The sequence below is a fragment of the Polaribacter gochangensis genome, assembly GCF_046224025.1.
Lineage (GTDB): Bacteria > Bacteroidota > Bacteroidia > Flavobacteriales > Flavobacteriaceae > Polaribacter > Polaribacter gochangensis.
Window position 1 is genome coordinate 336,705 of the sequence record NZ_JBJXRF010000001.1, and the last position, 24,202, is coordinate 360,906.

21 protein-coding genes are annotated in these 24,202 nt (G+C 32.5%); 7 read left to right on the plus strand and 14 right to left on the minus strand.

What is annotated here, in order from left to right:
• Positions 1-82 precede the first annotated feature (82 nt).
• Positions 83-553: a DUF1569 domain-containing protein gene (locus ACEWL1_RS01565; protein WP_409231530.1), complete on the minus strand. Its 471-nt coding sequence runs from the start codon at positions 551-553 to the stop codon at positions 83-85.
• A gap of 432 nt (positions 554-985) precedes the next feature.
• Positions 986-2,299, minus strand: a complete 1,314-nt coding sequence (gene ahcY, locus ACEWL1_RS01570; RefSeq protein WP_409231531.1) for an adenosylhomocysteinase — start codon at positions 2,297-2,299, stop codon at positions 986-988.
• A gap of 64 nt (positions 2,300-2,363) precedes the next feature.
• Here ahcY and ACEWL1_RS01575 point away from each other — a divergent pair, with 64 nt between their 5' ends.
• The 7 genes from ACEWL1_RS01575 (at position 2,364) to ACEWL1_RS01605 (ending at position 9,244) form a co-directional block, all read left to right on the plus strand.
• Positions 2,364-2,987: a 4'-phosphopantetheinyl transferase family protein gene (locus tag ACEWL1_RS01575; RefSeq protein WP_409231532.1), complete on the plus strand. Its 624-nt coding sequence runs from the start codon at positions 2,364-2,366 to the stop codon at positions 2,985-2,987.
• Between the two features lie 128 nt (positions 2,988-3,115).
• Entirely contained in the window at positions 3,116-3,841 is a 726-nt protein-coding gene (locus ACEWL1_RS01580) for a phosphoglycerol geranylgeranyltransferase (RefSeq protein ID WP_409231533.1), read from the plus strand.
• Positions 3,842-3,860: 19 nt separating this feature from the next.
• Complete coding sequence (gene pnuC / locus ACEWL1_RS01585) at positions 3,861-4,571, plus strand: nicotinamide riboside transporter PnuC (protein ID WP_409231534.1); 711 nt, start codon at positions 3,861-3,863, stop codon at positions 4,569-4,571.
• Positions 4,532-5,131 (plus strand): AAA family ATPase, encoded by a 600-nt coding sequence (locus ACEWL1_RS01590; protein ID WP_409231535.1) that lies wholly within the window; start codon positions 4,532-4,534, stop codon positions 5,129-5,131. The genes pnuC and ACEWL1_RS01590 overlap by 40 nt, the downstream gene beginning before the upstream one ends.
• 189 nt (positions 5,132-5,320) lie before the next feature.
• Complete coding sequence (locus ACEWL1_RS01595) at positions 5,321-6,088, plus strand: phosphatase PAP2 family protein (RefSeq protein WP_409231536.1); 768 nt, start codon at positions 5,321-5,323, stop codon at positions 6,086-6,088.
• 9 nt (positions 6,089-6,097) lie between these two features.
• Positions 6,098-6,502 (plus strand): alternative ribosome rescue aminoacyl-tRNA hydrolase ArfB, encoded by a 405-nt coding sequence (gene arfB, locus ACEWL1_RS01600; protein ID WP_409231537.1) that lies wholly within the window; start codon positions 6,098-6,100, stop codon positions 6,500-6,502.
• A gap of 384 nt (positions 6,503-6,886) precedes the next feature.
• Positions 6,887-9,244, plus strand: coding sequence for a TonB-dependent receptor (locus ACEWL1_RS01605; protein ID WP_409231538.1), 2,358 nt, complete (start codon positions 6,887-6,889; stop codon positions 9,242-9,244).
• A 95-nt stretch (positions 9,245-9,339) separates the two neighbouring features.
• Here ACEWL1_RS01605 and ACEWL1_RS01610 read toward each other — a convergent pair whose 3' ends face one another.
• The 12 genes from ACEWL1_RS01610 to ACEWL1_RS01665 all read right to left on the minus strand — a co-directional run bounded on the left by ACEWL1_RS01610 (position 9,340) and on the right by ACEWL1_RS01665 (position 24,195).
• Complete coding sequence (locus ACEWL1_RS01610) at positions 9,340-9,612, minus strand: heavy-metal-associated domain-containing protein (RefSeq protein WP_409231539.1); 273 nt, start codon at positions 9,610-9,612, stop codon at positions 9,340-9,342.
• Positions 9,612-10,004, minus strand: a complete 393-nt coding sequence (locus ACEWL1_RS01615) for a rhodanese-like domain-containing protein (protein WP_409231540.1) — start codon at positions 10,002-10,004, stop codon at positions 9,612-9,614. Before ACEWL1_RS01615 ends, ACEWL1_RS01610 begins: the two co-directional genes overlap by 1 nt.
• Before the next feature lie 5 nt (positions 10,005-10,009).
• A complete protein-coding gene (locus tag ACEWL1_RS01620; protein WP_409231541.1) occupies positions 10,010-11,422 on the minus strand; it encodes an MBL fold metallo-hydrolase in 1,413 nt (470 codons plus the stop codon).
• Between the two features lie 15 nt (positions 11,423-11,437).
• Positions 11,438-13,165: a SulP family inorganic anion transporter gene (locus ACEWL1_RS01625; protein WP_409231542.1), complete on the minus strand. Its 1,728-nt coding sequence runs from the start codon at positions 13,163-13,165 to the stop codon at positions 11,438-11,440.
• Complete coding sequence (ruvB, locus tag ACEWL1_RS01630) at positions 13,166-14,188, minus strand: Holliday junction branch migration DNA helicase RuvB (protein WP_409231543.1); 1,023 nt, start codon at positions 14,186-14,188, stop codon at positions 13,166-13,168.
• A 131-nt stretch (positions 14,189-14,319) separates the two neighbouring features.
• On the minus strand, positions 14,320-16,089 hold the full coding sequence (locus ACEWL1_RS01635) for a cytochrome c oxidase subunit I (protein WP_409231544.1): 1,770 nt from the start codon (positions 16,087-16,089) through the stop codon (positions 14,320-14,322).
• A gap of 32 nt (positions 16,090-16,121) precedes the next feature.
• Positions 16,122-17,129: a cytochrome c oxidase subunit II gene (locus ACEWL1_RS01640; protein ID WP_409231545.1), complete on the minus strand. Its 1,008-nt coding sequence runs from the start codon at positions 17,127-17,129 to the stop codon at positions 16,122-16,124.
• A gap of 26 nt (positions 17,130-17,155) precedes the next feature.
• A complete protein-coding gene (locus tag ACEWL1_RS01645; RefSeq protein WP_409231546.1) occupies positions 17,156-18,535 on the minus strand; it encodes a quinol:cytochrome C oxidoreductase in 1,380 nt (459 codons plus the stop codon).
• 26 nt (positions 18,536-18,561) lie between these two features.
• Complete coding sequence (locus ACEWL1_RS01650; RefSeq protein ID WP_409231547.1) at positions 18,562-19,116, minus strand: c-type cytochrome; 555 nt, start codon at positions 19,114-19,116, stop codon at positions 18,562-18,564.
• Between the two features lie 11 nt (positions 19,117-19,127).
• Positions 19,128-19,652 (minus strand): DUF3341 domain-containing protein, encoded by a 525-nt coding sequence (locus ACEWL1_RS01655; RefSeq protein WP_409231548.1) that lies wholly within the window; start codon positions 19,650-19,652, stop codon positions 19,128-19,130.
• Positions 19,645-21,039, minus strand: coding sequence for an NrfD/PsrC family molybdoenzyme membrane anchor subunit (gene nrfD, locus ACEWL1_RS01660; RefSeq protein ID WP_409231549.1), 1,395 nt, complete (start codon positions 21,037-21,039; stop codon positions 19,645-19,647). The genes ACEWL1_RS01655 and nrfD overlap by 8 nt, the downstream gene beginning before the upstream one ends.
• A gap of 21 nt (positions 21,040-21,060) precedes the next feature.
• Entirely contained in the window at positions 21,061-24,195 is a 3,135-nt protein-coding gene (locus ACEWL1_RS01665; RefSeq protein ID WP_409231550.1) for a TAT-variant-translocated molybdopterin oxidoreductase, read from the minus strand.
• Positions 24,196-24,202: the final 7 nt, after the last annotated feature.

Genomic DNA, 24,202 nt, shown 5'->3' on the forward strand with positions numbered 1-24,202 from the left:
AATTCGTTGATTTTATTGATGTTATAAATATACAAAAAATGAGAAGGTAATAGAACTATTGTAAAATCAGTAAGTAAAAAACCTACTTCAACATACTTTTTACAATCTTTAAATGATGATTTGTATGTGTATCTAAAAAACGAACTACTCTAAACTTATTTGTGTTTCCAAACAAAGGATGTTTAAAATAGGCATTTTCATCCAAATCTTGAATTGCTTTTATGTGTTGTTTCGCTTCTGCTAACTGTATACTAATATCTGATTTTAAAATAACTTCTGGCGGTTTAACATATTTTGGGGCTTTGGCTTTTCCTCTTGGAAAAAAACCAAGCCTTAAAAATACTTTTCCTATAAACTTAAAATTATTTTCATACAACGTTGGATCTGATTTTTCCATACTTTTTACCACAGTATTGATTACTTTTAAACTATGGTCTAAATGCCAAGCAACACTCGCTTTTGAAACTTTCGTATTTGTGTCTTCGTACTTTGGAATATAACTTTCTAAAAGTGCTAATCTATTTTCTAAAATTTTAGTGTGTACTGTTTTCATTCTAAGTTTATTTTTTGAAAGGTACTGAAAAGTAATCATTGAGAAACATCTCGATACAAATTTGATGAAAAATCAAATTCACTCGATGTGACACTACTTTTTAAAAATTATATACCCCATGCGTTAAGGATAGAAACGGCATCCTTTTTATGCTGAACTCGATTCAGTATCTGTAATGATGAATTCAATTCCTTTTGTTAAGGAAAAGGTGCTGAAATAAATTCAGCATAAAAAGATATAGTGGATAGCCTGTTAAAACGCCCAAAAAGAAATTCTCTTTATTATTGTGAGATTCCTCCATCGTTTATTCTTCTCTCATTTCGGAATGACAGAAAACGAAAAAACCCTCACAAATAAGTGTAAGGGTTTTTAACTATTTTACAATCAAAAATGAGATTGCCACGTCATTACTTCCTCGCAATGACAGATATTTTAGTATCTATAATGTTCTGGCTTATAAGGACCATCTACAGTTACACCAATGTAACTTGCTTGATCTTCTCTTAACTCAGTTAGCTCAACACCAATTTTTGCCAAGTGTAATTTTGCTACTTTTTCATCTAAGTGTTTTGGTAACATATACACTTGGTTTTCGTAAGCGTCTTTATTTGTCCACAATTCAATTTGGGCCAAGGTTTGGTTTGTAAATGAATTAGACATTACAAAACTTGGATGACCGGTTGCACAACCTAAGTTTACCAAACGTCCTTCTGCTAAAATGATAATATCTTTTCCGTTGATATTGTATTTATCAACTTGTGGTTTGATGGTATCTTTTGTATTTCCGTGATTTTTATTTAACCAAGCCATGTCAATTTCATTATCAAAATGACCAATGTTACACACAATTACTTTGTCTTTCATTGCTTCGAAATGACGTCCTTGAATAATATCTTTGTTTCCTGTTGTTGTAATAATGATATCAGAATTTGCAACAACAGTTTCTAATTTCTTTACTTCAAATCCGTCCATTGCAGCTTGTAAAGCACAAATAGGATCAATTTCTGTAACCGTTACAATAGAACCTGCTCCTTTAAAAGACGCAGCTGTTCCTTTTCCAACATCACCATAACCACAAACGGTTACACGTTTTCCTGCTAACATAATATCGGTTGCTCTTCTAATGGCATCCACTGCAGATTCTTTACATCCGTATTTATTATCAAATTTAGATTTTGTAACCGAATCGTTTACGTTAATTGCTGGCATTGGCAGTGTTCCGTTTTTTACTCTTTCGTACAATCTATGAACACCAGTTGTAGTTTCTTCTGACAAACCATTGATTCCTGCAGCTAATTCTGGATATTTATCTAAAACCATGTTGGTTAAATCTCCACCATCATCTAAAATCATATTTAATGGCTTTCTATCTTCACCAAAAAACAATGTTTGTTCTATACACCAGTCAAATTCTTCTTCTGTCATATCTTTCCATGCGTACACAGCAGTTCCTGCAGCAGCAACTGCAGCAGCAGCCTGATCTTGTGTAGAAAAAATATTACAAGAACTCCACGTTACTTCTGCTCCTAAAGCCTGTAAAGTTTCAATTAAAACAGCAGTTTGAATTGTCATGTGTAAACATCCTGCAATTCTTGCTCCTTTTAAAGGTTGAGAGTTTTTGTATTCTTCTCTTAACGACATTAATCCTGGCATTTCTGCTTCTGCTAATTTAATTTCTTTTCTTCCCCAAGCCGCTAAAGAAATATCCTTAACTTTGTTTGGTACGTAAGCTGTTTTTGTACTCATATTAGTATATTTGTTTTATATCAAAATTTAGAACTGCAAAGTTACATAATAACTTTTAAAATTTATGCCTCTTTACAAAACGATAATTGTTAATAATGCTACTAAAGTATTGATTTGGAAGATAGAAGAAAGTTATGCAGATTTATCTGACGGAATTTCTTTAACATCAGCAAATCAAACGAGAGTTGATAGCATGAAATCTGAATTGCATCAAAGAGGATTTTTAAGCATTCGTCATTTATTAAAAGAAGTTGGTTTGGTTGATGCTGACTTAGTTTATGATGAATATGGAAAACCGCATCTAAAAAACGGAAGATTTATTTCTATTACACATTCATTTACGTTTTCTGGAATTATAATTTCTGATGTTCCTGTTGGAATTGATATTGAAATGCAACGCGATAAAATTTTAAACATCGCACATAAATTTACACCTTTTCAAGAATATAAAACCATTGCAAATCATACTGCGTTGATTAGTAAATTAACCATTGTTTGGGGCGCAAAAGAAAGTTTGTATAAAATTTTTGGGAAGAAAAAACTTCGCTTTTTAGAACATATATACATCGAAGATTTTAAGTTTGAAGATGAAGCGACAAGTGGACAAATTGATTATAACGGAGAAACAAACACCTATCAAGTTCGCTTTTTAGAGTTTGAAAATTTTACCTGTGTCTATGCTTTCTAGGAGTTACAAAGAGACAAAGGCTCAAAGTGTCAGAGCTAAGTCTTTGCGAGTTTACAAAGCAATCTCTTATTTTAAAAACAGATTACTTTGTCATTCTTCCTCGTAAAGACGTATTTTTGAAATCTAATATGAACATTTACCAAAACATTGTATCAGCAAAAAAAGAAGGCAAAAAACTACTCGCGGTTTTAATTGACCCTGAAAAAATGAAACTTGAAAACGTTCCGTCCTTTTTTAAAAAAGTACATCAATCTATTGCTACACATATCTTTGTTGGCGGAAGTACCGATAGAAATAATCAAACAAAAAACCTTGTAATTGCAATAAAAAAAGCAACAAAACTTCCTGTTATTTTATTTCCTGGTGATGTAGATCAGATTACAAATAAGGCAGACGGAATCTTATTTTTAAGTTTACTTTCTGGTAGAAATCCTGAATATTTAATTGAACAACAGATACAAGCTGCGCCGATTTTACAAAAATCTGATTTAGAAATTATTCCGACTGGTTATCTTTTAATTAATGGAGGAAAAGAAACTGCTGTTCAAAAAATAAGCAATACAACACCCATTTCTCAAAATAACATTGATTTAATTATAAACACTTCTTTAGCTGGAGAATTTTCTGGAAAAAAATTGATGTATCTAGAAGCTGGTAGTGGTGCCACAGTGCCTGTGAACGCAACTATTATTAAGAAATGTAAGTCCCAACTAAACATTCCTTTACTTATTGGAGGCGGAATAAAAACAAAAACCCAATTAGAAACTGCTTTGAATGCTGGTGCAGATTTGGTTGTCATCGGAACAGCTTTTGAAAATGATGTTTCTTTTTTTAATGATTTGAAAAAACAATAAGTATTTTTACATCTTCATTATGGATCAAATTATTGACTTTTTCTTAGAACCCTACAAAACTGCAACTACACTTAATATTCTATTAGAATTTACTGCTGCATTCTTTGGTGTAATCAGTGTATTTTATGCTAAAAAAGAAAACATTTTAGTCTTTCCTACAGGAATAATTAGCACAGCTATCTATGTGTATCTGTTGTCTCAATGGAATTTATATGGCGATCTCATCATCAATGTATATTATACAATTATGAGCGTTTATGGTTGGTATATGTGGAGACAGTTTACAGATGATAAAAAAAATCATATTCCAATTTCTAGAACCAATACATCCGACAAACTAAAAGCTTTTGGTATTTTTGCATTTACTTCAATATTTGTAATTATTGTATATAGATATTATAATGTAATGCCAAATAATCTTGGTTTTACAGAAAGTATAAATTATGCTTCTGAGAAACTTATGTCAGGAAATTTGACTAATTTTAGAGAAGGAACACCTTATTTAGACACATTTACAACAGGAATCTTTTTTGCCGCAATGTGGTTAATGGCAAATAAAAAAATTGAACATTGGATTTTTTGGATTGCAGGTAACATCGTTTCAATTCCTTTATATTTTGTTAAAGGATACGGTTTTACTGGAATTCAATATACCATCTTTTTAATCTTAGCAATACAAGGATATACAGCATGGAAGAAAAGCTTAAACAGCAACCAGCAAACATTATAAAAGTTGTTTTATTTGGACCAGAATCTACAGGGAAAACAACTCTTTCTAAACAATTAGCACGTTATTATCACACCGTTTGGGCACCAGAATACGCAAGAGAATATTTGCAAAAAAAGTGGAATAACGAACGTAAAACTTGTGAAGCTGATGATTTGGTTCCGATTGCAATCGGGCAAATGAAATTGGAAAACAAGTTGGTTAAAAAAGCCGATCGTGTTTTAATTTGCGACACCGATTTATTAGAAACCAAAGTGTATTCTGAAGAATATTATGGCGGATTTGTAGATCCAATTTTAGACAAAGCAGCAAAAAATAATACCTACGATTTATATCTATTAACCTTTATAGATACGCCTTGGGAAGAAGACGATTTACGAGACAGACCAGGTTTACGAAGAGAAATGTTTGATGCTTTTGAAAACGCATTAAAAAAACACAATCGACCATATATTATGTTAGAAGGCAATAAAGAAACTCGTTTACAGAATGCTGTAAAAGCTATTGATGAACTTATTAAAAGTAGAAAAAATTTAAGTTCTTTTTCCTCTTCTTTAGAATGAAAAACTTGATTCACTAAAAAAAACTATATTTAACTTCTTTATTTAATTATCGCTATGAAAAAACATTTTAAACTTATTCTTTTCCTTTTTATAACGTGTAACTTATACTCTCAAAGCAATACTATATTTAAAACCTCTGGAAATGTGATTAAAAATAGTGTTTTGTCAATACCGGATGACTTTAAATTCATGGGAAAAGAAATCTCTAATGATTGGAAAAAAACTGGATATTATATTGGTGGAATTGTTGGATTAATTGCTGTTGATAAAATAACTACTAATTTTTTACACAATAATTTAGAGCCATATCTAAATTACGATTTACCAAATATTTCTTTTGTGAACTCGTCTTCAAGTCATCAATGGTTAGTTGGAGACAATGCTTATATGTCTTATCCTATTATTGGAAATTATGTATTTTCTTTTTTTTCAAATAGTGAAAGAGGTCAATATGCTTCTATTAATGCTTTAAAAGCTATACAATACTCAACTATAATTACACAATTAGGTTTAAAAACGGTTTTTGGAAGAAATAGACCACATAGACCTTTATCTTCACCTGCAACAGCACCTTGGACAAATGATAATTGGGATTTCTTTAATAAAAGAAAGGAGTATCTTTTTTCTAGTGCAGAGGCTTCTGCATTCCCTTCTTTACATACTACCGCATATTTTGCTATTGCTAAAGTTTTTCAAATGGAATATGATAATTATTGGATACCCTATGGGTTTATGTCTGTAATTTATCTTTCAGAAATGAAAAAACATAATCATTGGGTAAGTGATTTGGTAGTTGGTGGAATTGTTGGAACGTTAATAGGAAAGTCTATTGTTTTAAGTAGTTGGAAAAGAAGAAATATTAATGGACAAATACAAAAGGAGAAAAGCATATCATTTAATATTGTTCCTCAATACTCATCAGAATTTACAGGATTACATATAGTAGGAACTTTTTAAAAAAACATTTTGAATTCTATAGAGCTAATAAAAGAACTCCATTTTAAAGCAACTAGAAGTTCTGGTGCTGGCGGACAACATGTAAACAAAGTGTCTTCTAAAATTGAATTGTTTTTTGACCTAGAAAACTCAGCCCAATTTTCTGAAGAAGAAAAAAGTTTACTACTTAAAAACTTAGCAACACGACTTACAAAAGAAAACATCCTAATCCTAACTTGTGATGAAAGTAGAAGTCAACATAAAAATAAAGAGATGGCAATTCAACGTTTTTTAGCCATTATTACACAAGGATTAATCATTCCAAAAAAGCGAAAACCTACAAAACCAAGCAAGGCTTCTGTTAGAAGAAAAGCAGAAAATAAAAAGAAAATTTCTGTAAAAAAAGCGTTGCGTAAAAAACCAGGATTAGAGTAAATAAAATCGCAATTCATAATTCATAATTCATAATTCATAATTATATTTGCAGCGTTCTCATAAAGGGGTGCTTTTACAGTTATCAGTGAACAGTTATCAGTAAGTAGTTTTTCAAACTTTCAACCTTTTAACTTTTTAACTTTCAACTTACAAAAAGGCTGAGATCATACCCATTGAACCTAGAACAGGTAATGCTGTTTAGGAAAATTCGAACTAAACTAAATGGATTAGTTGTCCGTTCGAGCGGAGTCGAGAACTACAAAACCTCTCGACTCCGCTCGAGGTGACATTACAAACTAAAAGTTTAGTAAGTTCAACAATTAATTATTCACTATTAATCACAAGAATAATTACCTCTTTTTATTCGTTTTAAAATTTTTTAAAATGAAAAAAATTACCATTTTTTTGTTCTTGTTTACAAGCACGCTTGTAAACTCCCAGAGTTTTACAATTTTTGGAAAAATTATTGATGAAAACAAAGATCCTTTAGTTGGCGCTTCTGTTTTTATCAAAAATGCTAACAAAGGAACTTCCTCTGATTTTGATGGAAAGTACCAACTAAAAGTTTCTACTGGAACACATGAAGTTGAAGTCCGATTTATTGGTTACAAATCAATCTCTAAAACGGTAACAATTACAAATCAAAATGTGATTGTAAATTTTGATTTACAACCAGAAGAGAATGTGTTAGATGAAGTGTTGGTTTCTGCGGTTCGTGTAAAAGCAAACTCGCCCGTTACGCATTCTAACTTGTCAAAAAAAGAAATCGCAAAACGTAATTTAGGGCAAGACATTCCTATTTTACTAAACTATTTACCTTCTGTTGTAACTTCTTCGGATGCTGGTGCTGGTGTTGGTTATACGTACATTAATGTGCGTGGTTCAAATGCAGAACGTGTTAATGTGACCATCAACGGAATTCCGTATAATGATGCCGAAAGTCAAGGAACTTTTTGGGTAAATCTAGGAGATTTTGCTTCTTCTACACAAAGTTTACAACTACAACGTGGCGTTGGAACATCAACAAACGGAACAGCAGCATTTGGTGCGAGTTTAAATATTTTAACAGATGTGATTTCCGAAAAATCTTTTGCAGAAATTTCCAATTCATTTGGATCTTACAACACCAAAAAGCATACCGTGAAATTTAGCACCGGAAAAATAAATAAGCATGTTGAAATTGCGGGGCGTTTGTCAAAAATTTATTCTGATGGTTATATTGATAGGGCTTTTACAGATTTAAAATCCTACTTTTTGCAAGCATCTTATGTAGATGATAATACCTTGATTAAAGCAATTACTTTTGGTGGTAAAGAAAAAACCTATCAAGCTTGGGCAGGTATTGATGCTACGCAATTAGCAGCCGATAGAAGACAAAATCCGTACACCTACGAAAACGAAATTGACGATTATCAACAAGATCATTATCAATTGCATTGGAATGAAAAAATCACCGAAAATTGGTCAACAAATATTGGGTTGAACTACACAAAAGGACAAGGGTATTTTGAACAATACAAAGCCGATAAAGATCCTGCAGATTATGCAAATTTAGTGGTTGCAACAAACAACGGAAAAACAGATGTTATTGTTCGTCGTTGGTTAGACAATAAATTTTATGTAGCAAATTTTAACGCTACTTATAAAGAAGAAGAAGTAGAAATTATCTCAGGATTTTCTTACAGCAACTATTCTAACAAACATTTCGGAGAAGTAATTTGGGCAAAAGAATTTGCTCCAACTGCAAATATAAGAGATCATTATTACGATAGCTATTCTACAAAAAATGACTTTAGCATCTTCTCTAAAGCTACATTTAAAGTTGGTGATAAAATGAGCTTTTATACAGATTTACAATACAGAAATGTGGCTTTTAAAACCAAGGGTTTAACTTCGGATAGAAATCCGATAGCTGTTGATGAAAATTTTAGTTTTTTCAACCCAAAATTTGGTGCGACCTATCAATTAAATGACAATCAGCATTTGTATTTTTCTTTTGCTGTTGCCAATAAAGAACCAAATAGAAATGATTTTGAAAACGGAATTACAACTCCAGAAAATTTAAACGATTACGAGTTAGGTTGGCGTTTAAAAAACGAGTCGGTTACGTTAAATACCAATGTATACTATATGTTGTATAAAAATCAATTGGTGTTAACTGGTGCTATTGATGGCGTTGGTGCTCCGGTTAGAGCAACAAGCGGAAAAAGTTACCGTTTAGGGTTGGAAATTGATGCAACTATTAAAATCTCAAATCAATTTAGGATTAGACCAAATATTGCTTTTAGCAATAACAAAAACACTAATTTTGTTTCATCAATTCACGGAAATTTAGAAGATTTAGGAAATACAGATATTTCGTTTTCGCCATCCGTTGTTGCAGGAAATGCATTGGTGTTTTCTCCTTTAGAGAATTTACAATTTTCGTTTTTATCTAAATATGTTGGCAAACAATATATGAGTAATTTAAATAGCAAAGTCTCTTCAAATGATGTTTTAGAAAGTTACTTTACTTCGGATGTTAATTTTACTTATGTTTTAAAACCAAAAAGCATTTTTAGTGAAGTTGTTTTTTCAGGATTGATAAACAATATCTTTAATAAAGAATATGTAGATAGAGGTTATTATTATACCTATGATGATACTTGGTCTACACCAAACCAAACCACAACATTAGATGGCGCAGGATATTATCCGCAAGCAACACGTAACTTTTTAGTTGGAGTTACATTAAAATTTTAGGGAGAATTCTTATTTAAAAAGAAACAAAAAACCCGATGTGTTTATGCTGAATTTATTTCAGTAACACATCGGGTTTTTTAAATTTAAATTTTTGTTTACGCTTCTGAGCTCATTTTTCCTGTTGCGCAACTTACATACGATTTTGCTTTGTGTAAAAAAGTATTTACGTCGCCAATTTCTGGATATCCCATTTTAGCTAACTTCTCTTTTACTGCAGAAATTACATCGCTTTTTGTGGTAACTTCTACAAAAGATTCGTCTACATTTACGTTGAGGTCTGTAACTCCATCAACAGTTAAAATTCCTTTTTTAATTGTAGCGGCACAGCCACCACATTTTAAATTTTCTATATAAATTTTTGTTTCCATTATTTTTCTATGTTTAAACCTTTAGCAGACCAAGCTCTAAAACCTCCTAAAAGATTATACACTTTTGTAAATCCTGCTTCTTTATAGATTTTTGCAGATTTCGCACTTCTACCTCCAGAAGCACAATACAATAAAACTGGTTTCGATTTATCTAATCCTTCGAAGGCTTTTTCTTTAAAATCTGCCGCCATATAATCAATCAGTATTGCATTTTTTATATATCCTTCTTTAAACTCTGCTGGAGTTCTAACATCAATTAATTGTACTCCTTTTTGGGAAATAAGTTGTTGAAATTCTTCAACATTTACATCTACAACTATTGCTTCTTTTTTTTCTTGACTTTTACAAGAAAGGAATCCTAGAAACAAACAAACTACGATAATTTTTTTCATTTTTTTTATTTTAATGTTGTTGGACAAACAGTTTCTGTTCTTATAATTCCGGTTTTTTTAATTGCTTTATATCCGCCTGCGACATCAATAACATTATGGACTCCTCTTGCTTTTAAAATAGATGAAGCAATTACAGAACGATAACCACCAGCACAATGTACATAAAAGTTTCTGTCTGTTGGGAATTCGTTAATATGACTATTTAAGTAATCTAATGGTGTACTTGGAACATCTAAAATATGCTCGTTTGTATATTCTCCAGGTTTACGAACATCAAAAACAGGAACATTATTTTCGTTTATTTCATTTTCTAAAGTTTCGGCTGAAACAGATGTTAAGGTGTCCACTTCTTTTCCAGCATTTTTCCAGGCGGAGAAACTTCCGTCTAAATATCCTAATGTATTGTCAAAACCAACACGAGAGAGTCTAATAATTACTTCTTCTTCTCGCCCTTTAGGAGCAACAATTAAAATAGGTTGTTCTATATCTTTAATTAAAGCGCCAACCCAAGGAGCAAAACCACCATCAATTCCTATAAAAATTGAACGCGGAATAAATCCTTTTATAAATTCTGATTGATGACGCACATCTAAAATTAACGCATCCGTTTCGTTGGCTATTCTTTCAAAATCTTCAACAGAAAGTGCCGTGGTTCCTTTGGTAATAATTTCATCAATATGTTGATAACCTTCTTTGTTTAATTGTACGTTTAAAGGAAAATACGCTGGCGGAGGCAATAATCCATCCGTAACTTCTTTGACGAATTCTTCTTTGGTCATATCAGCTCTTAGGGCATAATTGGTTTCTTTTTGATTGCCAATGGTACCAACAGTTTCTTTACTTAAGTTTTTACCACAAGCAGAACCTGCTCCATGCGCTGGATACACAATAACCTCATCAGCTAAAGGCATAATTTTAGTACGTAGGCTATCAAACAAAAATCCAGCTAAATCTTCTTCTGTTAAAACACCTGTTTTTTGTGCTAAATCTGGTCTTCCAACATCCCCTAGAAATAAGGTATCTCCACTAAACAACGCATAATCTTTTCCGTTTTTATCTCTTAATAAATACGAAGTACTTTCCATAGTGTGCCCTGGAGTATGAAGTGCAATAATGGTGATATCACCAATTTTAAATTCTTCATTATCTTTTGCAATATATGCTTCGTAATTCGTTTCTGCATTTGGACCAAAAACAATTTTTGCGCCTGTATTCTTTGCAAGCGTCACATGTCCGCTTACAAAGTCTGCATGAAAATGTGTTTCAAAAATATATTTAATTTTTGCATTGTCTTTTTTTGCTCTTTCCATATATGGAGAAACTTCTCTTAATGGATCTATAATTGCAACTTCTCCGTTACTTTCTACATAATACGCACCTTGCGCTAAACAACCTGTATAAATTTGTTCAACTCTCATAATTTACTTTCCTCTTTATTTATAGGTATGATGAATATATTCAGCATATTTTATTTGATGTTCTCTATCGCCTGTTTTATAAAACTTTACTGCTGTAAAAATGTTCATAAAAAAGTGATTGATGTCTATACTATTTAAGATTCCTGCTCTAAACAACGTGTCTCTAACTGGTCCTTTTACACCAGCAAAATAAACGGTAATTCCTTTTTTCTTGTAAAACTGAATACGTTCTATTAACATTTCTACTCCAGTACTGTCAATTCTATTGATACTTTCTGCATCGATGACAATCAATTTTAATGCCTCGCCTTTTTTCTCTGCCAAATCGTCTAAATTATCTCTAAAATAACTTGCATTTGCAAAGAATAATTGTGCATCAAAACGAATTACTAAAACATCTTCTTCTATAATTACATTTTTAAATCGTTCGCTATTTTTATAAAAATCTGAATCTGGAACTGCTCCTAAAACTGCAATATAAGGTTTAGAAGTTCTAAAAATTAAGATGATTATTGACATTCCTACTCCAACAAAAATTCCGTATTCAATTCCTAAAAAGAGTGTTGCCAAAAAGGTTGTTAGCAATAAAGAGAAATCTAATTTATTGGTTTTCAATAAATAAATAGCATCTTTTACTTTTACCAAACCAAAAACCGCTACAATAATAATTGCGGCTAAAACTGTTTTAGGTAAAAAATAAAAAATTGGGGTTAAAAACAATAAGGTGATGACAACCATCGCTACTGAAATTAAAGCAGACATTCCGGTTGTTCCTCCCGATTCTTGATTAATTGCCGAACGTGAAAAACTGGATGCTGTTGGATATGCTTTAAATAATGAGCCAGCCATGTTTCCTAAGCCTAAAGCAATTAACTCTTGATTTGGACGTATTCTATATTCGTCTTGTTTTGCTTCTAATGATTTTCCGATAGAAATGGTTTCTAAAAAACCAACTAACACCAAGGTTAAAGCAATTGGTAGTAATTCTTTAATCTGTTGAAAATCTATTTCTGGAATGCTAAATGACGGTAATCCTGAAGGCACTTCTCTAATGATATCAACATCAGACAAACTCTTTCCAAAATATTTTATTGCTAGTATTCCGAAGATGACAACAATTAGTGCATTCGGAATTTTTTTATTTATTTTTCGAAGTGATAAAATAATGATGATGGCAACAAATCCTAGAATTGTAGTATGCATATTAAAAGATGAGATATTATTCCAAACATCTTTTATTACATGTTGTATTTGATTGCTTCTAACAAAATCGACTCCAAATAAATTTCTAAATTGATTAAAGCCAATAATTAGTGCTGCTGCAGATGTAAAACCTGTGATAACTGGTTTCGATAAGAAATTAACAATAAATCCTAAGCGAAAAACGCCCATCAAAAACTGAATTGCTCCAACAACCAAAGCCAATAAAATTGCTATTGCAATATAACTATCAGAACCTACTAAAGCCAATGTTGAAACTCCTGCTGCAACGATTAATGAGTCCATTGCAACTGGACCAATTGCTACTTGTCTAGAAGATCCAAAAATAGCATACATTGCTTGTGGAACTAACGCTGCATACAAACCATAAATTGGTGGCAAACCTGCAATTAAAGCATACGCAATTCCTTGTGGGATTAAAATAATTCCCACAGTAATTCCAGCTATAAAATCTCCTTTGAACCTAGAGGTTGTATAGTTTGGTAACCATTCTAATATGGGTATTATTTTTTTAATTTTCATTTAAAACAACTCTCCTTGATTGATACCTTTTTGTTTTCCAAGATGATTGTAGGCCGCTTCTGTTACTTCTCTTCCTCTTGGTGTTCTCATGATAAATCCTTCTTGAATTAAAAATGGCTCGTATACTTCTTCAATTGTTTCTGCATTTTCTCCAACTGCAGTTGCCAATGTAGAAATTCCTACTGGTCCACCTTTAAATTTATCGATTAAGGTTGTTAGTATTTTTGTATCCATTTCATCCAAACCAAAAGCATCTACACGCAATGCTTTTAACGCATATTGTGCTATTTCAATAGTAATTTTACCGTCTCCTTTGATTTGTGCAAAATCTCTAACTCTTCGTAACAGCGCATTGGCTATTCTTGGTGTTCCCCTACTTCTACCAGCAATTTCTATTGCAGCTTCCATAGAAATAGGAACTTTCAATATTTCTGCACTACGCTGAACGATCGTTGTTAATAATTCTTTTTTATAATAATTTAAACGGCTACTAATTCCGAAACGAGCTCGCATTGGAGATGTTAACAAACCAGAACGTGTTGTTGCACCAATTAATGTAAAAGGCTCTAAATTGATTTGAACGGTTCTGGCATTTGGACCAGATTCAATCATAATATCAATTTTATAATCTTCCATCGCAGAATACAAATACTCTTCTACAATCGGACTTAAACGATGAATTTCATCAATAAATAAGACATCTCTCTCATCAAGATTGGTTAGCAAACCTGCTAAATCTCCTGGTTTGTCTAAAACAGGGCCAGAAGTAACTTTAATTCCTACATTTAATTCATTTGCTAAAATGTGCGCTAAGGTTGTTTTCCCTAAACCTGGTGGTCCGTGAAATAAGGTATGATCTAAAGCTTCATCTCTTTGATTTGCAGCTTCTACAAATATTTTAAGATTCTCAATTGCTTGATCTTGCCCTGTAAAATCGTCGAATGATAATGGACGTAATTTTTTTTCTACATCCAGTTCTTCATTTGAAAGATTTGTGTTTTCAGGATTTAAGTTTTCATTCATACGTACAAAGATAACTGAATTTAAATTTTCATTAAGCAATAAATGTTACACGAAATCTATCCCTTTTATGAAAACTCTAATATACAAAAAAGCCTTTCCAATTTGGAAAGGCTTTTTAATTTTTATAATTCTTAAGAAGGATCTTCTCCGTCTTTTAATGGTACAGTTTGTAACACAAAGTCTTCTCCATGTGTATATTCTCCATTTTCATCAACCTTACTGTAATCGTATGGCCAACGGTGTACTTCTGGAATTTTACCTGGCCAGTTTCCGTGAATAGCTTCTACCGGTGTAGTCCATTCTAATGTGTTTGCTTTCCAAGGGTTTTGTGTTGCTTTTTTTCCTCTATAAATAGAGATAAAGAAGTTTGCTAAGAAAATTATTTGTGCTAAACCTCCTAAGATTGCAAATAATGTAATTACAACATTTACATCCGCAACGTCGTCAAACATTGGAAAACTTGTATTGGTATAATATCTTCTTGGTAAACCTGCTAATCCAATAAAGTGCATTGGGAAGAATACTCCGTACGCAGCAATAATTGTGATCCAAAAGTGCCAATAACCTAATACTTTATTCATCATTTTACCATACATTTTTGGGAACCAGTGATACACACCAGCAAACATTCCGAAGATTGCAGACACACCCATTACTAAGTGAAAGTGAGCAACAACAAAATACGTATCGTGAACATTAATATCTAATGCAGAATCTCCTAAAACCAATCCTGTTAAACCTCCAGTAACGAATGTAGAAACTAATCCGATAGAAAATAACATGGCGGGATTTAATTGGAGATTACCTTTCCATAAAGTGGTAATCCAGTTAAAGGCTTTTACAGCTGATGGAATTGCAATTAATAGCGTTGTAAAAGTAAATACCGATCCTAAGAAAGGATTCATTCCTGAAATAAACATGTGGTGACCCCAAACAATTGTTGATAAAAATGCAATGGCTAAAATTGATCCAATCATTGCTCGATAACCAAAGATTGGTTTTCGTGAATTAATTGCAATAACCTCAGATACTATACCCATTGCTGGTAAAATAACAATATATACTTCTGGGTGTCCTAAGAACCAGAATAAGTGTTCAAATAAAACTGGCGAACCTCCTTGATAATGTAAAACTTCTCCACTGATAAAAATATCTGACAAAAAAAATGAAGTTCCAAAACTTCTATCCATAATTAATAAAAGTGCAGCAGATAATAATACTGGGAAAGAAACGACTCCAATAATAGCAGTTACAAAGAATGCCCACATTGTTAATGGCAATCTTGTCATTTTCATTCCTTTAGTTCTCAGGTTAAATATGGTTACGATATAGTTTAAAGATCCAATTAAAGAAGATGCAATAAATATAGCCATCGATGTTAACCATAATGTCATTCCTAATCCAGAACCTGGAATTGCTTGTGGCAATGCACTTAAAGGAGGATAAATTGTCCAACCTGCAGAAGCTGGTCCAGCTTCAACAAATAAAGAAACAACCATAATAACACTAGAAATAAAGAACAACCAATAAGAAATCATGTTTAAAAAACCTGATGCCATATCTCTAGCTCCAATTTGTAATGGAATTAATAAATTAGAGAATGTACCACTTAAACCAGCTGTTAATACAAAGAAAACCATTATTGTACCATGAATTGTAACTAAAGCTAGATACATATCTGGGTCCATTACTCCATCTGTTTGATTACTTCCTAAGAAAGCTTCAATAATTGTAAATGATTTTTCTGGCCATGCAATTTGCAAACGAAATAACATTGACATAAACACTCCAATAACTCCCATAAAAATACCAGTTATTAAAAACTGCTTAGAAATCATTTTGTGATCTTGACTAAAAATATATTTAGTTACAAATGTTTCTTTATGATGATGCTCTGACATATCTTATTTTTTATTATCTACTTTAAAATATCTTATTTAATAACTTCTGCTAAAGTTGGTTGTTGTGCAATCCACTTATTAAAAGCTTCTTCTTCTTCAACAACTATTTTCATTTGCATATTAAAGTGTGATGCTCCACAAATTTTATTACATAACAATATGAAATCAAACTCGTATGGATCTTCACCTTTTGCTTTTCTAATTTTATTAATATCTGCCGTTTTAGCAACAACTTCAGATTGTTCTCTCATTTCTTCTGTAGTAAACTTTGGCGTAAATCCAAACTCAGTAACCATTCCTGGAACACAGTTCATCTGCGCTCTAAAGTGAGGCATGTATGCAGAGTGTAATACATCTTGAGAACGGAATTTAAAAATTACTTTACGGCCTTTTGGTAAGTGTAATTCGGTAACTTTTTTATCGTCTTGTGCATTTAGGTCTGTCATATCAACACCCATTGTGTTAACCCCTTTAATGTAATTTACATTTCCTCTACCCAGTGCATTATCTTCACCTGCATAACGCGCTTCCCATTGAAACTGTTTTGCATACACTTCTATAATTAATGGATCTTCAGCATCTGATAAATCCATAATATTATTCCATTGCCATAATCCGTAACCAATTAAAACAACTAAAACCACTGCTGGTGTAATTGTCCAGATTGCTTCTAATTTATGACTATCTGCATAAAATAATGCTTTCTTACCTTCTTTTCCTCTGTATTTATAAGCAAAATAGAATAATAAAAATTGCATTATAAATTGAACGATTCCAATTAAAATAAAAGTGATATTGAATAAGTTATCATCGTGTTCTCCTTCGATAGAAGCAGATTCTGGCAACATCAATACATTCATAAAGATTAAGCAATAAATCATCATTGCGTATAAGAAAGCTGTAAACCAAAGAAATAATTTCCCTTGTGTGTCATTATCTTTGTCTGTAGCAATTACTGATCTAAAATTTAAAATTCTAGTGATTTGCCAAAAGCTTACACCTATTGCAACAGCTATAAAAATATAAAATAAAGCTAGCATATTATTTTGTCTTAATTATTTAATTATTAATGATGATTTTCTTCTCCTTCGTGTTCAATATTGTAATAATGGAAATGTTCACTTTCATGTAAAAATGGATTTCCTTTTGGTAAAGGTGCCGCTTTTGCAAATGAGCTAAAAGTAACAAATATAAATAGTCCAATAAAAAATGCTAAAGCACTTAATTCTGGGATACCAATAAACCATTGATCTCCAACTGTTGCTGGCATAATCATTATAAACACATCTAAATAATGCCCAGCTAAGATTACCAATCCACCAATAACAACAAACCAAGATTTACTTTTAAAATCACTATTGATTAACAACAATACAGGGAATACAAAGTTCATAACTACCATTGATAAAAACGGTAATTTATATTCATTAAATCTTGCAATGAAATACACTGTTTCTTCTGACATATCAGCATACCAAATTAGCATAAACTGAGCAAACCATAGATAGGTCCAAAACACACTAAAACCAAACATGTATTTAGCTAAATCGTGTAAATGACTATCATTTACAAAAGGCAAATGACCTTTAGAGCGTAAATAAATTGTTACAAATGCAATAACTGTTAAAGCACTTACTAATAGAGTTGCTAAAACATACCATCCAAATAATGTAGAAAACCAGTGTGGATCTAATCCCATTATCCAATCCCAAGACATCATAGATTCAGTAATCATAAAGAATACTAAAAATACAACAGATGCGTGGTAGTTTTTCTTATATATTTTATTTCCATCATTTGCAGTATCTTCTGCAATAGACCATTTTCTAGATAAAAAACGGTATGCATTCCATCCTAACAAGTAAACAACACTTCTAATAGTCCAACCTGGAATATTTAACCACCATTTTTTACCATCAACGATAGCATCGTAATTTAGACTTGAAGGGTCAAAGGTTCCATCAGCCATCCATACAAATAAATGATTTAAATGTCCAGCTGAAGTCATAACTAGTACAAACATTAAAATACTTGCTGGAACTATATTAGCAGTAATGGCTTCCATTACTCTAAAAAGAACAATAGACCAACCTGCTTGTGCGACTCTTTGGATTGCATAAAATGCCAATACAAGTAATGTTATTCCTAAAAAGAAAAACAATGCTACATAACTTGCAGCCCAAGGTTTGTTTTGTAATGCATGTAATACATGTTCTGCATGCTCATCATCTGCGTGTTCAGAAGCTGTAGTATTATTGTCGTGAGAATCTGCTACTGGAGCATGTGTTGCTGTAGTTACTCCATGGCTATCATGTTGACTTGCTATAATTTCTTTAGCCTCTTCAACCGTTTTTGGTGCAGTTAAAAAGCTATATCCAACACCCAAAGCTCCAATAATCATTAAAGCAATTGAGAATGTTTTTAATTTACCTGAGAATTGATACATATCTTTTAATTCTATCTTTTAAAGACTTAGTTTAATAAATCGTTTCTTAGTTTTTCTACATAGTGAACAACTTGCCAACGTTCTTTTACTGTTAATTGAGATGCGTGAGACCCCATTAAGTTTCTACCATACATAATTACATGATAAATACTTCCTTCAGTAATTGCTCTATCTTTGTAATTTGGCACACCGTTAAATTTTTCTCTCTGTGCTAAAACACCGTTTCCATCTCCTTTTGTACCATGACAGGTAGCACAGTAAATAGCATACATTTTTTTTCCATTTGCCATGATTTCTTCATTAACATCTAATGGAGATTTTAATTCATTTAAAGCAGTATCATATCCTTCAGTAGTATTAGGATAATCATAAGGAACTTGTCCTCTTGCGATTGTTCCATCAACCGGTTTTAAATTAGAACCATTAATGTTGTCATTTAACCCGTTTGCTCCATTTGGCTCATAAGGAACTGCTACATACATATCTGGCATGTATTGTACACTTCTAGTGCGTTTATCTCCACAAGATACCACAGATACTAATGCTACTAAAGCGAAAATTATTTTTGTAAAATTCTTCATCGTCTCTTTAATTAGTGCTTTTCTACTACGTTTATTTCTACAGCTCCAGTCTCTTTTAATAATGTTGTTAATTCTTCTTCATTATTGTGAACAGGAATTTCCATTAAAAAATGATCATCTGTAGTCCTTGGATCAGGGTTTTCTGCTACTTTAAATGGCCAAATTCTACTTCTCATATAAAAAGTAATCACCATTAAGTGGGCTGCAAAAAAAACTGTTAATTCAAACATAATTGGCACAAATGCTGGCATGTTTAACCACCAAGAAAAATTTGGCTTTCCTCCAATATCTTGAGGCCAATCTTGGATCATCATGTAGTTTGTCATCCAAATAGCAATACCCAAACCTGTAATTCCATACATAAATGCAGTAATTGCTAAACGTGTTGGTGCTAAGCCCATTGCTTTGTCTAGTCCGTGAACAGGAAAAGGACAAAATACTTCTTCGATATGATGATTTGCTGTTTTTACTTTCTTAACGGCGTCAAGAACAACTTCATCATCATTATAAAATGCGTGTATAACTTTATTACTCATGATTTCCGTCTCTTAATTTTTTATAATTCTCTCCTGAAGATTTCAAGATTGTTTTTACCTCTGCTTGTGCAATTACAGGGAAAGTTCTAGCGTATAATAAGAACAACACAAAGAAGAATCCTATAGTTCCAATAAAGATACCGACATCAACAAATGTTGGTTCAAAACGCCACCAAGTTGATGGTAAATGTCCTTTACTTAATACAATTGCGATGATATCAAAACGCTCAAACCACATTCCAATATTAATTGCAATAGATATAATGAAAGACCAAATAAAGCTTCTTCTTACCTTTTTAATCCATAACAATTGTGGAATTAATATGTTAAAGATAATCAATGACCAAAACGCCCAAGCATATGGTCCAGTTGCAGCTCCAACAGACAAATAAGTATAGTTTTCATATGGAGAACCTGTGTACCAAGCAATAAAGAATTCTGTAGCATAAGCTACAGCTACAATTCCTCCTGTTAAGATAATTACAATATTCATATACTCCACATGCAAACGAGTAATGTAGTTCTCTAAATTTGTTACTTTACGCATTATTCCCAATAAGGTTTGTACCATTGCAAACCCTGAAAAGATTGCTCCAGCTACGAAATACGGTGGGAAAATTGTTGAGTGCCATCCTGGATTGATTGATGTTGCAAAGTCCATCGATACAATAGTGTGTACAGAAAGTACTAAAGGAGTTGCCAAACCTGCAAGTACTAGAGACACTTCCTCAAAACGTTGCCAATCTTTTGCTCTTCCAGACCATCCGAATGATAATAAAGCGTAAATTTTCTTTTGAAAAGGTTTTACTGCTCTATCTCTAATCATTGCAAAATCTGGCAATAAACCTGTCCACCAGAAAACTAATGATACAGATAAATACGTAGATATTGCAAATACATCCCAAAGTAATGGGGAATTAAAGTTTACCCATAATGATCCAAATTGGTTAGGAGTTGGTAATACCCAATACCCGTTCCAAGGTCTTCCCATGTGAATAATTGGAAATAATCCTGCTTGGAAAACAGCAAAAATTGTCATTGCTTCTGCAGAACGGTTTATAGCCATTCTCCATTTTTGACGGAATAATAGTAGTACAGCTGAGATTAATGTACCGGCATGACCAATACCAACCCACCATACAAAGTTTGTAATATCCCAAGCCCATCCAATGTTCTTGTTCAATCCCCAAACTCCAATTCCGGTTCCTACAGTATAAAAAATACATCCAAATCCCCATAACATTGCTGCTAAAGAAATATAAAATGCTATATACCAATTTTTATTTGCCTTTCCTTCAATAGGTCTTGCAATATCTTCAGTAATATCGTGGTAACTTTTGTTACCTAATATTAATGGTTCCCTAATGGGTGCTTCGTAATGAGACATCTTCTATATCTTAATTTTTAATTACGCTTCGTTTGTATTATTAACCTTCACCTGATAAACCACATTTGGTTTTGTACCAATATAATCTAACACATGGAAAGCTCTTTTGTCTTCTTTTAATTGTGCTACAGTATCTTCAGGATTGTTTATATCTCCAAAGACCATTGCCCCTGTTGTACAAGCTGATGAACATGCTGTAGAAAATTCATCTTTATTAATTTTTCTACCTTCTTTTTTTGCTTTTAAAATCGTTGCTTGTGTCATTTGAATACACATAGAACATTTTTCCATAACTCCTCTAGAACGAACTACTACATCTGGGTTTAACACCATTTTACCATATTCATCATTCATGTTAAAATCAAATTCGTTGTTGTTACTGTAATTAAACCAGTTAAAACGACGTACTCTATATGGGCAGTTATTTGCACAATATCTTGTACCAACACAACGGTTATATGCCATTTGATTTTGACCTTGACGTCCGTGAGAAGTTGCCGCAACAGGACAAACAGTTTCACACGGTGCTTGGTTACAATGTTGACACATCATTGGTTGAAAAGCAACTGTTGGATTTTCTGCTTCTGTTTCTATGCTTGAGAATAAATCTCCCCCACTTAATTCAAGAACTTTCTCTGCATATTGTCTTTCTAAATCTTTAGTTGCAATGTTTGGGTACTTTTTAGAAAACTCTTCTATTGTTATTTTTCCTTCTTTAGAACCTGTTTCTCTTACTTCAGAAGAATAATATCTATCAATACGCAACCAGTGCATATCTCTACCAATTCTTACTTCGTTTTTACCAACAACTGGAACATTGTTTTCTGCGTGACATGCAACCACACAAGCTCCACAACCTGTACAAGATGTAAGGTCGATTGATAAATTAAAATGATGCCCTACACTTCTATCATGTTTGTCCCAAAGATCAACAGAATTTGCTTCTATTTCTTTATGATTTAATGATGCTGTAGCGGGTTTGTTCCAAGTATGTTTTGGATCTAAAGAATGATCATTTACTTGCGCTAAAGTAGCTTGTTTTAAAATGTCATGTCTTCCTGCAATTGTTTTTTGTACTTGTGTACAAGCAAACTTATGTGTTCCACTAGCTTTTTCTATAGAAACATCTGTCTGTATATGATTTGAATTGAAGTAAAAAGGAAATGCATTTACTCCAACTACCATTGCATCTTTTAAATTTTGAGTTCTTCCATATCCTAAGGCTAATCCAATAGAACCTTTTGCTTGTCCTGGTTGAATCATCACTGGAATATTTGAAATCGTTACTCCATTAACAGTAATGTTTGCATACTGTCCGTTAATTGCTCCATTATCTTGCACAGGGTTAGAAAAACCTAATTCTCTAGCATCTGGCATAGACATGGTAATGTAGTTGTCCCAAGCTGCTCTTGTTAATGGATCTGGCAATTCTTGTAACCATGGGTTGTTTGCTTGTTTTCCATCACCTAAAGCGATTGATGTAAACAAGTTTAATTCCATACTAGAAGATTTTGTTACTTTATTTAAGCTAGAAGCAGCTGCCGCAGTGTCCACAAATTTTGCAGAAACTGATTTTGAACCAGCTTTTTTAAATGTTCCATTATGCAATGCTTGATTCCAAGATTGTCCGTCTAATATATTTGAAGCCCAAAAAGCTTTTAAATAATCATAATAAGAAGTTGCGTTTCCAGACCATTTTAATACTACATCTTGTAATTGACGAGAATTAAATAATGGTTGAATGGTTGGTTGAATTAAACTATATACTCCTGCTGTTAAACTAACATCTCCCCAAGACTCTAAGAAATGAGACATTGGTAATGCAAATTCAGTTACACTTGCCGTTTCATCAAATTGCTCTGATAATGCAACCGATAATTTTAATTTTCCAATTTGTTCAGCAAATTCATTCCCATTGGCTAAAGAGTAAACAGGATTTACATTATGAGTAATTAATCCTTTTACTTTACCAGATTTCATATCTGCAACTAACTGAGCAACATCAGCATCGTTTCCTTGTCTGATATTATTAGTTGTAGCAGCATCCATCACTTTACTTTGCAATGCAATATTAATTGCCATTGCAATTATTTGAGCATTTTTATCATTTAAACCAGTAACTACAACTCCGTTAGCCCCAGCTTTCTTTAGCTGATTTGCCGCCTTTTTTATTTCAGCATCAACAGGTGTTGCTTTCGAAGTCAAATTAGAACTAGTTACTTCGTTGTATAAATTGATTAAAGCAAAAACTTGTTCAGAAGGTTTTAAAATAACTCTTTTGTCTGCATTTGCTCCAGTTAATGTCATGTTAGACTCAAACTGAATATGACGAGACATGTTCCCTTCGGCTGGTTTTCTACCTGCTGTATAACTTTTATCGTAACCACCTTGCCAATCTCCTAAGAAATCTGCTCCAACAGAAACAATAACTTTTGCAATATCAAAATGATAAGTAGGCAATGAGCGTGTTCCGTAAAATGCCTCAAATGCATCTAAAGCTCCAGATTCTGAAATTGCATCATACACAACATGTTTTACATTTGGAAATGCAGTTGTAAATTCTGAAATAATTTTTTCTGTAGAAGGGCTAGCTAATGATCCAGTCAAAAGAACAACAGTTTCATTTGCTGTTTTTAAATCATATAATTTTTTAGCTATTTGACTGTCTGCATCATCCCACGTTAAAAAAGACTCTTTGTTTTGTGGTTCTTTTAATCGTAATTGACCATCATATAAAGACAGTACTGAAGCTTGAACACGTGCATTTGTTGTTCCGTTTGCCTCTTTGTTTGGCATCACTAAAATAGGGCGTCCTTCTCTAGTTTTTACTAAAATATTTGCGAAGTCGTAACCATCTGCAATTGTTGTTGCATACCAATCTGCAACACCCACTGTAATATCATCTGGTTTTACTACATAAGGGATCGATTTTCTAACAGGTCCTTCACAGGCAGCTAAAGAAGCTGCTGCAGTTGAAAATCCTACATATTTCAAGAAATCTCTTCTAGATGTAGATGACGCTTCTAATGTTTCCTTATCTCCTAAAAATTCATCCGTTGGAATTTCTTCTACAAATTCATTTTTACTTAGCGTTTCAACAATAGAACCTTCTTTAAGTTCCTCAACACTTTGCCAGTATTTTTTGTTTGAAGCCATGTATATA